This is a genomic window from Haematomicrobium sanguinis DSM 21259 (genome assembly GCF_000688395.1).
Taxonomy (GTDB): Bacteria; Actinomycetota; Actinomycetes; order Actinomycetales; family Micrococcaceae; genus Haematomicrobium; species Haematomicrobium sanguinis.
Genome location: NZ_JIAG01000004.1, coordinates 114,117 through 127,011, shown reverse-complemented (window position 1 = coordinate 127,011; position 12,895 = coordinate 114,117). Strand labels below are relative to the sequence as shown.

At 62.2% G+C, this 12,895-nt stretch carries 12 protein-coding genes; 5 read left to right on the top strand and 7 right to left on the bottom strand.

Features of this window, described 5'->3' with window-relative positions; translation table 11 throughout:
• Positions 1–46 precede the first annotated feature (46 nt).
• Positions 47–1,081 (bottom strand): HhH-GPD family protein, encoded by a 1,035-nt coding sequence (locus O148_RS14910; RefSeq protein ID WP_051619849.1) that lies wholly within the window; start codon positions 1,079–1,081, stop codon positions 47–49.
• 66 nt (positions 1,082–1,147) lie between these two features.
• On the opposite strand from O148_RS14910, the gene O148_RS0104860 reads away from it, so the two are divergent.
• The gene (locus O148_RS0104860; protein ID WP_026530013.1) at positions 1,148–1,795 is read left to right on the top strand and encodes a hypothetical protein; all 648 of its coding nucleotides are present in this window, start codon (positions 1,148–1,150) and stop codon (positions 1,793–1,795) included.
• 9 nt (positions 1,796–1,804) lie between these two features.
• Here O148_RS0104860 and disA read toward each other — a convergent pair whose 3' ends face one another.
• From disA to O148_RS0104845, 3 genes are read right to left on the bottom strand one after another with little or no spacing between them, the layout of a single operon-like run.
• Entirely contained in the window at positions 1,805–2,869 is a 1,065-nt protein-coding gene (disA, locus tag O148_RS0104855; RefSeq protein ID WP_420805749.1) for a DNA integrity scanning diadenylate cyclase DisA, read from the bottom strand.
• 48 nt (positions 2,870–2,917) lie between these two features.
• Positions 2,918–4,333, bottom strand: coding sequence for a DNA repair protein RadA (gene radA, locus O148_RS14905; RefSeq protein ID WP_075204284.1), 1,416 nt, complete (start codon positions 4,331–4,333; stop codon positions 2,918–2,920).
• A 54-nt stretch (positions 4,334–4,387) separates the two neighbouring features.
• Positions 4,388–5,515 (bottom strand): FUSC family protein, encoded by a 1,128-nt coding sequence (locus tag O148_RS0104845; RefSeq protein WP_051619848.1) that lies wholly within the window; start codon positions 5,513–5,515, stop codon positions 4,388–4,390.
• A 213-nt stretch (positions 5,516–5,728) separates the two neighbouring features.
• Here O148_RS0104845 and pstS point away from each other — a divergent pair, with 213 nt between their 5' ends.
• The 4 genes from pstS to pstB all read left to right on the top strand — a co-directional run bounded on the left by pstS (position 5,729) and on the right by pstB (position 9,811).
• Positions 5,729–6,859 carry a phosphate ABC transporter substrate-binding protein PstS gene (pstS, locus tag O148_RS0104840; protein ID WP_026530010.1) on the top strand — a complete coding sequence of 377 codons (1,131 nt, stop codon included), beginning with the start codon at positions 5,729–5,731 and terminating at the stop codon, positions 6,857–6,859.
• 117 nt (positions 6,860–6,976) lie between these two features.
• On the top strand, positions 6,977–7,912 hold the full coding sequence (gene pstC, locus O148_RS0104835) for a phosphate ABC transporter permease subunit PstC (protein WP_026530009.1): 936 nt from the start codon (positions 6,977–6,979) through the stop codon (positions 7,910–7,912).
• Positions 7,913–9,016 carry a phosphate ABC transporter permease PstA gene (gene pstA, locus O148_RS0104830; protein WP_026530008.1) on the top strand — a complete coding sequence of 368 codons (1,104 nt, stop codon included), beginning with the start codon at positions 7,913–7,915 and terminating at the stop codon, positions 9,014–9,016.
• A 15-nt stretch (positions 9,017–9,031) separates the two neighbouring features.
• Positions 9,032–9,811 (top strand): phosphate ABC transporter ATP-binding protein PstB, encoded by a 780-nt coding sequence (gene pstB / locus O148_RS0104825; protein WP_026530007.1) that lies wholly within the window; start codon positions 9,032–9,034, stop codon positions 9,809–9,811.
• Between the two features lie 133 nt (positions 9,812–9,944).
• On the opposite strand, the gene O148_RS0104820 is transcribed toward pstB, so the two are convergent.
• The 3 genes from O148_RS0104820 to O148_RS0104810 all read right to left on the bottom strand — a co-directional run bounded on the left by O148_RS0104820 (position 9,945) and on the right by O148_RS0104810 (position 12,890).
• Positions 9,945–10,958, bottom strand: a complete 1,014-nt coding sequence (locus O148_RS0104820; protein ID WP_051619847.1) for an inorganic phosphate transporter — start codon at positions 10,956–10,958, stop codon at positions 9,945–9,947.
• A gap of 7 nt (positions 10,959–10,965) precedes the next feature.
• Positions 10,966–11,583, bottom strand: coding sequence for a DUF47 domain-containing protein (locus tag O148_RS0104815; RefSeq protein WP_026530005.1), 618 nt, complete (start codon positions 11,581–11,583; stop codon positions 10,966–10,968).
• A gap of 668 nt (positions 11,584–12,251) precedes the next feature.
• Positions 12,252–12,890: a hypothetical protein gene (locus tag O148_RS0104810; RefSeq protein WP_026530004.1), complete on the bottom strand. Its 639-nt coding sequence runs from the start codon at positions 12,888–12,890 to the stop codon at positions 12,252–12,254.
• Positions 12,891–12,895: the final 5 nt, after the last annotated feature.

The following is a 12,895-nucleotide window of genomic DNA, read 5'->3' as shown; positions in this document are numbered from 1 at the left end:
ACACAGTCGAGACATGGAGTGGCACGGAGCCTGCAGGCAATTGCGACTATCGGGGGAGGCGCAGGATTGCCTCGGCTGTCCCTTGGCTCTCGGCCGCTCCATCCCATTCAGCCAGCCCATCCGCAACCAGGCCCACAACCGCCCGTTCCAACTGCTCTTGCGGCGCACCAAGCGCGTAAAGCTTCGCAAGCGGCTCGTAAACAACCTCGACCACGGTTGGCGCCACGCCCAATCGCGACCGCGCTACGCCACCGACTCCGCGATCAGCGGCCACTTCACCGGCGCTCCCCAGCTCGGCGACGTCCGCGGCCCCACCTGCAGCCCGCAACACCGCCATCACCGCACCGCGCACTTGCCGATCGGTTCCATGCCAAGCCTGAGTTCGCCGCGGCCGATCGAGCGGCGGGGCCGGCCGCCCGGCATCGACCCAAGCGCAATCGCCAACCACCGGACACTCAACGCACTTCGGCGACCGCGCGGTACACACCAGCGCCCCCAACTCCATCACGGCAATGTTCCACCGCGCGGCCGAATCCGCCCCGAACCCATCTTGCTCCGGCACCAACCGCGCAGCCACATCCGTTTCCGCCCGCGTCAGCGACGCTGCCGGCTGAGCGACCCCGGACACTAGCCGTGCCTCGACCCGCCGAATATTGGTATCGACAACGACCTCGCGCTCGCCAAACGCAAAGCTCGCCACCGCCGCAGCCGTATAAGTCCCCACCCCAGGCAAGGACAGCAACTCCTCATAAGTCCGCGGAACCTCCCCGCCAAAGGACTCCACGATCGCCGCCGCACTGGCATGCAACCGCAACGCCCGACGCGGATACCCCAGCCGCCCCCACGCGCGCAACACCTCGGCGCGCGACTCCTCAGCCAGGTCCGCGGGCGTGGGCCACCGCCGCATCCATTCGGTCCACACCGGCAGCACCCGCACCACCGGAGTCTGTTGCAGCATGAACTCGCTCACCAGCACGCCCCACGCGCTCGCCCCCGCGCCGCGCCACGGCAGATCGCGCGCACTGCGCCCATACCAGTCAACAATCGCGCACCGCACGCGCTCAATATCCGGGGAACTCACTCGGCATAGTGTACCGGCGCGGCGTGGTTCCCGGCCGTTGCCGCCGCGCGCGCCTACCCTAGACACATGGCAGAAAATCGCCGCCCCAAGGCGCAACCGAAGGTATCCCCGGCGGTCTACCGTCGGCGTCGCCTAGTTGCCGGGATCGCGATCTTGGTGATCCTCGCGTTGCTCGTTGCCGGCGGCATTGCGCTCGCCAAAATGATTGGCGGCAATTCAGCGAAGAACGACGGCGATGCCTCCTCCCAAGCTCAACCCACCTCGAGCACGGGGAACCAGAGCGGCGATCCGAGCGCCGCCGCCGAGGACCCACCAACCGCAGACCCGAACAGTTGCCAACCGGACAAGATCGAGGTGAGCGCGAGCACGGACGCCGCGTCCTACCCTGCAGACAAGAATCCGGTGCTGACGCTGACGGTCAAGAACAATAACTCGGTTGATTGCACAATTAACGTGGGCACCACCCAGCAAGAGTTCCAGATTTTCTCTGGAGATGACCGCATTTTCTCCAGCGCCGACTGCCAAGCCGACCCCGTCGACTTGGAAAAAACCATCCCGCCCGGCAAAAGCGAAACCGCGAACTTCACCTGGGAACGCAACCGCACTGCCCCGGGTTGCCAACCGGTGCAAGCCGTTCCGCTACCGGGCACCTACAAGCTGACGGTGCGTCTTGGCGACATTCAAAGCGAACCCGCAACCTTCCAGCTTCAGTAACTGGCGGCGCTAGAGGTATCGATCCAACAGGCTCGATTCCGCCAATCGCGACAGTCCCTCACGAACCGTGCGAGCCCGTTGCTCACCAATTTGTTCAACCTGCATGAGCTCATCGATGCCGGCGGCCATCAAGTTCTGCAGGCCGTCGAAATGATTGACCAAGCGGTTCGCCACCACCGGCGGCATCGCCTTGATCGAAGCCAACAACCGGTAACCGCGCGGCTGGACAACCCCGTCCAGTGCCTCCAGGCCCCCGTTAAACCCAACAATCCGTGCAATCGCCGTCAGGTCAATCAGCCCTGCCGAGTCCAGATTTTCCAGAGCCTGAACTTTAGCCTCGATACTGGTCTCGAAATTCGCGTCGTTCGCGTCAACCGCGGCGTAGTCGCGGAAAATCTGGCTTGCGCCTTCGCCGAGCCCGGCGCGCAATTCCTCAAGTTGCAACGCCAGAAGCCGACCGTCTGCGCCGAGTTCCAACACGTATTGCGAAATCTCTTCGGAAATTCGCCGCACCATTTCCTCGCGCTGCAAGGCCAAGGCGACATCCCGCACAGTCACTGTGGACTCGATCTCCATCGAGGAGAGGTTCTGGGTCACCTTATCCAATCTGGACCGGTACCGTTCCATCGTCTGCAACGCCTGATTGGCGCGAGCCATGATGATTTCAGAGCCCTCCAGTACGTGACGGGTCTGGCCCACGTACAGGGCAATAATGTGCATCGATTGGCTTACCGAAATGACGGGTAGCCCGGTCTGTTTGGCAACCCGCTCCGCGGTGCGGTGTCGGGTTCCCGATTCTTGAGTCTCAATCGTCGGATCCGGGACCAGCTGAACCCCGGCCCGGATGATCTGCGAGGCGTCGCGATCCAACACAATTGCGCCGTCCATTTTCGCCAGTTCGCGAAGACGTGTGGGGGAGAAGGCAATGCCAATCTCAAAGCCACCGGTACACAGGGACTCCACCGTCTTGTCATAGCCAAGGACAATCAGGGCGCCTGTCCGTCCACGCAGAATGCGCTCCAGCCCATCGCGTAGTTCCGTGCCTGGAGCCACCTGCGCCAGAGTGGCTTTCATGGCTTCCCCATGCGTTCGAACGATCACAAAAACCCCTTACGGCCGCGGTCACTCTCCATAACCGGGCATCGTATTTTCAACAACTTCCAGTTTAGGGCCTCGCCTCTCCTCCATCATGACAGGGACCACGGCATCTAATCGAGACACCCGCTCCACTACAAAGAACTTGCTCAGCCCTTTGACCGGATCCTCGGACTGCGCTGGAATGATGGCACGGGTGAACCCGAGCCGCTCCGCCTCCCGCAAACGTTGACCGACCCCGGGAACCGGCCTGATTTCACCGGACAGCCCAATCTCGCCAAATGCCACAGTCCTGGGATCCACGGGCCGGTTGCTTCCCGCGGATATCACCGACATGGCGACCGCCAAATCCATGGCCGGCTCGCTCACCCGAATACCGCCGACGGTTGCTAAGTACGCCTCGTGAGTGGATACCGGCATGCCCAGCCGCTTTTGAATCACCGCCAGCGTCATCGCCACTCGCCCAGCATCTAGCCCGTTCACCGAACGCCTCGGTTGATTCGCGGGAGAGGGGATCATCAGCGCCTGAACCTCCAACGGCAACGGCCGAGCGCCCTCCAAGGTTACGGTCACGCAATTGCCCGGAATCGCGTCCTCGCCCCGGTTCAAGAACAACCCGCTCGGATCGGCAAGCCCAATAATGCCCTCCTCGGTGAGGTCAAAGCATCCGAGCTCATCCGTGGGCCCATAGCGGTTCTTGATTGCCCGCAACATGCGCAATCGCGAATGCCGGTCGCCTTCAAAGTGGCACACCACATCCACAATGTGCTCGAGCATGCGCGGGCCCGCGATCGACCCGTCCTTGGTGACATGGCCCACGAGTATCGCGGTCGTATTGCGCTTCTTTGCCGCGTTGATCAGCGCCGAGGCGACCTCGCGCACCTGGCTCACGCCGCCGGCAGACCCATCCACCTCGGCGCTTGCCAGGGTTTGCACCGAGTCCACGATCAGCAAATGCGGATCCAATGCTTCAATTTGCCCGAGTGCTCGCCCCAAATCCGTGTCCGCGCTGACCCGCAACGTCTCGGCAACGGCCCCAATTCGCTCGGCCCGTAGCTTCACTTGGGAGGCAGACTCCTCCCCGGTCACATAAAGGACACGGTGATCCAGGCGGGCAACCCGCGCGGCCACATCCAGCGCCAACGTCGACTTGCCCACCCCCGGCTCTCCAGCCAGTAGGATCACCGCTCCCGGAACCAACCCCCCACCCAGAACCCGGTCGAGTTCATTGATTCCAGTGGCTCTAAACGCGGCCGCGCTCGCGTCAATCTGTGCGATAGGTGAGGCTTCGCGCACGGGTGCGGAAGACGCCGTCGTACCTAAATTAGGGGCGTTGACCTCGTCAACGCTGCCCCACGCCTGACACTCGGGACACCTGCCAACCCATTTGCTTGTGCTCCATCCGCATTCGATGCAGCGATAAGAGGTCCGTGTTTTTGCCATACCGCTACGCTAAACCCCCGCACTGACATTGAGTTTTTTCATGCCCCGCAGCCCCTAAATCCGCGGCAAAAACTGCACCGCGTCCTCGTGCGAAAGCCCGGTCGCCTGCAACAAATCCACCACCATGGGCCGGATCAGCAGCACCAGCGCTTCGCCCTCGTATCCGTCCACGGACAGTTCCCGCGGATGCAGCCGCACCGCCGCGTCGCTAAGCTCATTGCGCGCCATGATCGCGTTCGCCTTGCGCGCCGACTTTGTCTTCTCCATGAGCGCGCGCCCCAGCGAATCCGTCGCCTCCGCGGCCAGATCAAAAATCTCGGCCAACTGTTCGCGCGCCTGGGGGGACACCGCACCGTGATTGATCACCGAAGCAACACGGCGAGACACCACCCGCGAGGAGCGCACAGCCAAATCCAGGAACTCCGCCGAATCTCCCATTGACGTCAGCTCCTCGCGATGCCGCCAAAACGCTGGTGAAAGCTGCGCAATCTCACGGGCATGCCGCAGCGAGGTCTGCGTCGAATCAATGAGCGGCTGGCAGCTACGGGCACGCGTCAGCGCATGGAACGCCTCTTTTGCGTCGTCCGAGCGCAACGCCCCGGAATTCTCCCTGAGGATCCCGGCCAGCTCGTCGGCAACCTCCTTGAGGTTCCCCTGCGGTTCCCGCCGCGGATCGCGCGGGGCCAAAATGGTGATGAGCACCGCGATGACCCCGCCCACCACCGCATCCAAACTGCGCGTCAGCGGCCCGCCATCGGGTGCCGGCAGCAACACCACAAGGAGCGCCTGCAAACCCATTTGCGTGGTGAAAAGCGGGCTCCCATCGATAAAACGCGCCAACATGATGGATACAAAAAGCACGACGGCGGCCTGCCAGATCCCTGCCCCAAAAACGTGGATGAGGGCCTCACCAATGAGAATTCCAAATAGGCAGCCAATGGCAACTTCGAAAACTCGCCTGAGGCGCGAATCCCGGGAAAAACCAAGCGAAATGATCGCGGTGGTCGCCGCAAAGAGCGGGGCGGTATGCCCCAGGCCGTATTCGGCAATAGAGAACGCGGTGACCGCGCCCACTGTCATTTGCAGAGCAGGGATCAGGCTGGATGCGGCCCTGCGCCATCCCACCAAAGTTCGGTTGCGTGCAAAAGCCGCAAACTGCTTGGCGCGCGAGGAGATGGTCACGCCACCAAGTTTATGCCTGCTCCCCTTTGGCTCATTCGTCAAGTGACTTTAAGCACTCCTGCCAAGAATCCGATTGGCGTTAACCTTTAGTTCACCTTGCCCGATCAGATTTGTTAACTAGCGGGCATAGCGTCAAAGCGTAAACCCCCGCAGTCCGCGCCCGGCGCGGACGAATCGACTTGAATGACTAAGTCAACCTTGGAAGGAATACTTGTGAAGTCTCTTCGCTTTGGCCGCGCGGCGGCAGTCTTGTCCATCGGCGCACTCGCCTTCACGCTCAGCGCGTGTGGCAGCGATGAGAACACCGGCACTGGCTCGGGTTCTACCACTCCCGCCGGCGACAACAACGGCTCCAGCGTCACCGGCACTCTGACCGGTATCGGCGCTTCGACCCAGGCTTCCGCCATGGAAGCGTGGAAGACCGGCTTCGCTTCGGCTAACTCCGGTGCCCAGGTTCAGTACTCCCCGGATGGGTCCGGTGCAGGACGCAAGGCGTTCCTCTCCGGTGCGGCGCAGTTCGCCGGTTCGGATGCCTTCCTGAAGGAAGAGGAACTCGCTTCCTCCAAGGAACAGTGCGGCCCCGACGGCGGCTTCGACGTTCCCGCCTACATTTCCCCGATCGCCATTGCTTACAACCTGCCTGGCGTAGAGGGATTGAAGCTGGATGCGGCAACCATCGCCAAGATTTTCCGCGGTGAGATCACCAACTGGAATGACCCGGCGATCGCCGCCCTGAATGAGGGAACCACCCTCCCTGACACCAAGATCACTCCGGTTCACCGCTCCGATGAGTCCGGCACCACCGAGAACTTCACCGATTACCTCAGCGCGGTTGCCCCCGAGGTGTGGACCGATGAGAAGTCCCAGACCTGGCCCTCCAGCCTGCAGGGCGAGGCCGCCGCAAAGACCTCCGGCGTGGTTTCCGCGGTGACCGGCACCGAAGGCGCCATCACCTACGCGGATGAGTCCGCTGTTGGCGACCTTGGTACCGCCCAGCTCAAGGTCGGCGAAGAGTTCGTGCCGATCTCCCCGGAAGCCGCCGCGAAGGCCATTGAGGTCTCCGAGCAGGTGACCGAGGGCCGCCCGGCAAACGATATCGCCATCAAGCTGGACCGCAAGACCACCGAGCCCGGCACCTACCCGCTGGTTCTGGTTTCTTACCAGATCTTCTGCTCCGCCTACAAGGATCAGAACACCGTTGACCTGGTCAAGGCGTGGGGCAACTACGTGACCAGCGCCGAGGGCCAGCAGGCTGCACAGGCTGCCGCCGGAAACGCACCGCTCTCCGATGCTCTCTCGCAGAAGGTGAAGGCTTCCATCGACTCGATTACGGTTGCCAAGTAAGCTGTAATTCATTTGAGAGGGTGGCGCACCGGTTGTGCCGGAGCGCCACCCTTTCTCATGTACTGGGGTGCTCATCACACCCATAACACTCATCACTGACGTTCAAAGGGAACAGAGTTGGCTCTAAACTCCTCGCTCACCAAGACGTCCGCCGCAGACCGTGCCGGGGACAAGATTTTTTCCGGCGCATCCCTCGCCGCCGGTGTTCTCATTCTTGTGGTGCTGTTCCTGGTCGCCGCCTTCCTGTTGTGGCAGGCTCTGCCGGCGCTCACTCAGGACCCGTCCAAGGCTAGCGGCGGCGAGGGCTTCTGGACCTACGTCTTCCCGCTCGTCATCGGCACGCTCATTGCCGCCGCCATTGCACTCATCATCGCAACGCCCATCGCCATCGGCGTCGCCCTCTTCATCTCTCACTTCGCCCCGCGCCGTTTCGCGTCCGGCCTCGGCTATGTGATCGACTTGCTCGCCGCCATCCCGTCCGTCGTCTACGGCGCCTGGGGGCTCGCCTTCTTGGCACCGAGCCTGGTCCCGGTCTATGACTGGCTCGCCGACAACGCCGGTTGGATCCCGATTTTCGCCGGCCCAGCCTCGGCAACCGGCCGCACTCTGTTGACTGCGGGAATCGTGCTTGCGGTCATGGTCATCCCGATCATCACCTCGATTAGCCGCGAAATCTTCCTGCAAACCCCCAAGCTCCACGAGGAAGCATCCCTGGCCCTGGGCGCCACCCGCTGGGAAATGATCAAGCAGGCCGTCTTCCCATTTGCCCGCCCCGGCATCATTTCCGCCGTCATGCTTGGCCTCGGCCGTGCGCTCGGTGAAACCATGGCCGTCGCGCTCGTGCTCTCCCCGGGTGTGCTGATCGCCAGCCTCATCAAGGCCGGCAATCAAACCATTGCCGCCGAAATCGCCCTCAACTTCCCGGAAGCTTTCGGCATGCGCCTGAGCGAACTGATTGCCGCAGGCCTTGTCCTCTTTATCATCACCCTCGCGGTCAACATGGTGGCCCGTTGGATCATTTCCCGTCACAAAGAATTCTCGGGAGCAAACTAAATGTCCTCCGCAACCCTGACTCGCCGCAAGTCTCAGCTCACACGTAACCAGTTGCCCAAGTGGGGTCACTGGGCAGTTGCCGCCGGATCTCTCGTGATCGGCGCCGCCATCTCGGCGCTTGTCGGCTTCGGTCCGGTCTCCTTGATCATCTGGTCAGCGATTGTCTTTGTCATCGCAGCAACTGCTGTCACCGGCATTGTTGAAGGCGGCCGCAAGGCGAGCAACCGATTCTGGACCTTCCTGATCTACGGCGCCTTCATTGTTGCGCTTCTCCCGCTGGTCTCGGTCCTGTGGACCGTCCTCCAAAACGGCATCCCCGGACTGCTGGACCCCGGCTTCCTCAATAAGTCCATGAACGGCGTGACCGGTGTTCAAGACAATGCGGTCAAAGACGGCGGCCCGGTCTTGGGCGGCGCCTACCACGCCATCATCGGTACCCTGCTGATCACCTTCTGGGCCACCGTCATCTCGGCCCCGATCGGCCTATTAACCGCAATTTACCTCGTCGAGTACTCCAAGGGCGGCCCGCTCTCCCGCGCCATCACCTTCTTCGTCGACGTCATGACCGGTATCCCCTCGATCGTGGCCGGTCTCTTCGCCGTCGCACTCTTCGCGATGATCTTCGGCCCCGGCACCAAGACCGGTTTCATCGCTTCGGTCGCGCTCACGGTGCTGATGATCCCGGTCGTGGTCCGCTCCACCGAGGAAATGCTCAAGATCGTCCCGAACGAACTCCGCGAAGCCTCCTACGCCCTCGGCGTCAGAAAGTGGCGCACCATCACCAAGGTCGTCATCCCGACCGCCATTTCCGGCATCGCCTCCGGCGTGACCCTGGCCATTGCCCGCGTCATCGGTGAGACCGCCCCGATCCTAGTGACCGCCGGTTTCGCCACCGCGATCAACTTCAACGCCTTCGCGGGATGGATGTCCTCCCTCCCGACGTTTATCTATACGCAATTCATTACACCGACCTCGCCGACCTATATTGAACCGAGCCTGCAGCGCGGCTGGGGCGCAGCCCTGGTATTGATCATCATGGTGATGTTGTTGAACTTGATTGCCCGTATTATTGCCAAGATTTTCGCTCCTAAGACTGGCCGATAAGGCAGAAGGAAAAACATGTCAAAGCGAATCGATGTCACCGACCTCAACGTGTACTACGGGAACTTCCTGGCCGTTGCAGGCGTGAGCATGAATATTGAGCCCCGCTCGGTGACCGCGTTCATCGGGCCCTCCGGTTGCGGCAAGTCCACGTTCCTCCGCACGCTCAACCGCATGCATGAGGTCATCCCGGGCGCTCGCGTCGAGGGCGAGGTCCTCTTGGACGGAGACAACCTGTACGGCCAGGGCGTCGATCCGGTCGCCGTGCGCACCCAAATCGGCATGGTCTTCCAGCGCCCCAACCCTTTCCCCACCATGTCCATTCGCGACAATGTCCTCGCCGGAGTGAAGCTGAACAATAAGCGCATCTCCAAGTCGGATGCGGACAACCTGGTGGAAAGCTCGCTCAAGGGCGCCAACCTCTGGAACGAGGTCAAGGATCGTCTCGAAAAGCCCGGCTCCGGACTCTCCGGCGGCCAGCAGCAGCGCCTGTGCATCGCCCGCGCCATCGCGGTGCAACCCGAAGTGATCCTGATGGATGAGCCCTGCTCCGCCCTCGACCCGATCTCGACCCTCGCCGTCGAAGACCTGATCAACGAGCTCAAGAGCGAATACACGGTCGTCATCGTGACCCACAACATGCAGCAAGCGGCGCGCGTCTCGGACAAAACCGCGTTCTTCAACATCGCCGGCACCGGCAAACCCGGCAAACTCATTGAATATGACGCCACCACCACCATCTTCAATAACCCCACCGAAAAGGCCACCGAGGATTACGTATCCGGCCGCTTCGGATAACTAATTTTTTGATGTACGACGACGCCCCTCACCCCATGCGCGGTGCGGGGCGTTTTCGTGTGCTCACCGCGGCGGCCTGGCGGGGAAACCGCCGAAAGTTCGTTGGCTCGCTAACTCAGTATTCGTTGGCTCGCTAACTCAGTAGCGGGCTGAGCGCGAGGTAGAGCACGCCGGAAATAAGCGCCGCGACGGGTGCGGTAATGAGCCATACCGTGACCATGCGCACCAAGAGTTTCGCGCGAATCCCGGAGAATCGTTGCGTCATCCCGGTGCCCACGAGCGCCGAGGCGAGGGTGTGCGTAGAAGAAATGGGCAGGTGGAAAACGAGCGCCCCGGCGAGCAGCATTCCGGTGGAAACCGCTTGCGCGCTCATGGCCCGCGGCGGGTCGGTGCGCACCAGCCGGTAGCCAAGCGTGTAGGAAATCTTCCAACCGCCTAAGAGTGTTCCGAGCGCCAGAAAACCGGCCGCGAAGATCTGCGTCCAGAGCGGTATGGTCCCGGGCGTCGCGAGTCCCACCGCGCCCAGGGCGAGAGCCAGAATCAAAACCGTGCGCTGCCCGTCCTGCATGCCGTGCCCGAGCGCGAACGCCGCGGACAGTACCGCCTGTGTGGACCTGCTCCGCGAATTGGTGCGTGAGGGTGAAGAGTGGCGCACCAAGTACAGCACCGGGATCACGGCAAGAAAACCCAGGACAAACGCCAGGACGGGGGAGAGGAAGAGGGGCAGGATGATGGTGAGCCAGAGCGAGCCGACGTAATCGAAGTGTCTCGTTTCGCCGACCAGCGAGTGGGCAAAAAGCGCTCCGACGAGGCCGCCGATGAGCGCTTGGGTGGAGGAGGAGGGGATGCCCCACCACCAGGTGATCAGTCCCCATCCGATGGCGGCGACGCTTGCGGTCAACAGCATTCCGAGTGCGGTGCTTCCGCTGGGGAAGTCGCCAAGGCTAAAGAGAAAGACGGTGACGATTCCGGTTGCGCTCAGCACACCAATCGCGTTGAACACCGCCGCCAGTATCACCGCTGCCCGAGGGCTCAGCGCCCGGGTGCGCACCGCCGGCGCCACCGTGTTTGAGACGTCGTGAAAGCCATTGACAAAGGCGTAACCCGCCGCCGCAATCAGCACGGCGATAAAGAGTGCGGTGATCACTCGCCGCTCACGATTCCTTAACGAGAATCTTGCCGACCGCGAGCGAGATCGAGTTCAATGCCTTGGACGACTGCAACAGTTCTTCGGCAATGTCGCGCTGTTGGGCCAAGCTGTGCGATCGCCCGGATTCGGTGATCTCGACCAACCACTGCCGCTGGGTGTTCGCGGCGCGATGCCCAAGGCGAAGCATGTCCAGCCAATAGTCCTCTAGCTTGTCAAGATTGCCAAGGTTTTTCATCGCCTTCGAGGTGAGCTCGCTTTGCCGGATCACAATCTCGAGTTGCTCGGCGGCGCGTTTGGAGAGTCGGTTCAGCTTGTATGCGGCGATGAGATCCGCTGTGGATTCGAGGCGTTGGATGGAGGAGTGCAAGAGCACGGCAAGTTCGTAAATGTCTTCGCGCGGCAACGCCGAGACGAAGCTAGTGCGCATGTGGGTGAGAAGCGCAAAGAAGTGGTCGGCAACCGTGGCCTCGTTTTGGTGGACGTGTTCTGCAACCGCGGTGTAACTGCTCGAGGGCATACCGAGTAGTTCCGCGATGCTTCGCGCCGCGGTGACGATCTCGGTCGCCATGCGGGAGAGAATCTCCAGAGACCTGTGGTCCTCGGGGAAGAATTTGAACTTCACGCCTCACGCCTCTCGGGTGTTCGCGCCGGGGCTAGGCTCGCAAAACATCACGCTATGAGAGTATCTGAATCCGCCAGAATTTAGCAGTGTGACGAACTTTGCTCGGTCCCGCTGCGCACCCCGATTCTCACGCCACCTTGCCGCCCATTCCCTGCCGGCACCCCCACCCCTCCCAGTTGTCGCAGATTAACAAAAGTGTGCGGAATTCCGGCCAACTTCGGTGATCTGGGACAACTTTTCCGCGGTTAGAGTCGCCTGCGGCGCGGGTAAAAGCGGGTGCCCGTGAGGACGGAGAGAAAATTGAGTGCTGGCACCTATTGACGGTTTTGCGCAACAAGGTGTGCGCTACGACTTGCGCTTTGCCAGTTGCACCGCGAAAACTGCGGTTGAAGTGTCGGGCCGGGTACGCCTCTCGGCGAGAGGCCGCTCGAAGCGGCTATTTGTTGAAGCCCGGGGGTTCCACGACCCGACACTGGTTAAAGTGTTCTCTTCTGACGCCCGAGTGTCAATCCCACCCTTCGACCTGTGGACAACCCCGGCCCCGCCGCCACAGCCTCACCCGACCGCCACCCTCGCGACGTAGCGACTTTCTAGGGTTGTTTGGACAAAATAGGGGCATATACGGCCCTACAACGTCGAAATAACCCTTCAAACTTGAGCGCGCAGCCCTAATCGAGCTCCCCTCGCCGCCACGCGGCCGCCGCGGCTTCCAAATCCTCGGCCGTGCGCACCAACTGATCCGAGTTCCGCGTCAGTTTCGTGGCGAAAGCCTCGTTGCTCACTTCAACGCTGTCGGCATGATTCACCTGACCCACCGCCACAATCCGGCAAAACGCCGCAAACCGCTCCAGCGCCACATCAAAGTCCCCGTCAAACGCCCCGGACAACACGGTGTCCGCCATCCGCGCAACTTCCTCGGAACCGGGCGGCTCGGCGACCCCGGCAACCACTTTGGACACGTCTTGTTGCGCCTGCCCGGCCTTGAAGTATTCGGCCATCCGCTCGGGCTCCTTCTGCACGGCCGCACGTAACGCATACAACCGCCACAGCGCACCGGGCAAAGATCGGCTCGGCGACTCCGCCCACATCTCAGCGATCGCCTCAAGCCCCTGTTCATCCGCCAGCCGTACGAGCCGCGCGGTCACTTCTGGGTCATCGCTGGACCGCCCATGATGCACGAGCGCCTGCGCCGCCATATGCGCCGCCTCGGACACCCGCGCCGGATCCGCGCCGCCAGCAAACGGCTCAAACTCGGCCGGCGCGAAGGGGCGCGGCCGCCGGGGTCGGGGTTGCTCGTCTTTGCTCATGTTCC

Bases quoted from the DNA above. Each gene is read 5' to 3' on its own strand.
- radA (WP_075204284.1), bottom strand. From the start codon at position 4,333: ATGGCAAAAACACGGACCTCTTATCGCTGCATCGAATGCGGATGGAGC.
- disA (WP_420805749.1), bottom strand. From the start codon at position 2,869: ATGAAAGCCACTCTGGCGCAGGTGGCTCCAGGCACGGAACTACGCGAT.
- O148_RS0104810 (WP_026530004.1), bottom strand. From the start codon at position 12,890: ATGAGCAAAGACGAGCAACCCCGACCCCGGCGGCCGCGCCCCTTCGCG.
- pstA (WP_026530008.1), top strand. From the start codon at position 7,913: ATGTCCTCCGCAACCCTGACTCGCCGCAAGTCTCAGCTCACACGTAAC.
- O148_RS0104860 (WP_026530013.1), top strand. From the start codon at position 1,148: ATGGCAGAAAATCGCCGCCCCAAGGCGCAACCGAAGGTATCCCCGGCG.
- pstB (WP_026530007.1), top strand. From the start codon at position 9,032: ATGTCAAAGCGAATCGATGTCACCGACCTCAACGTGTACTACGGGAAC.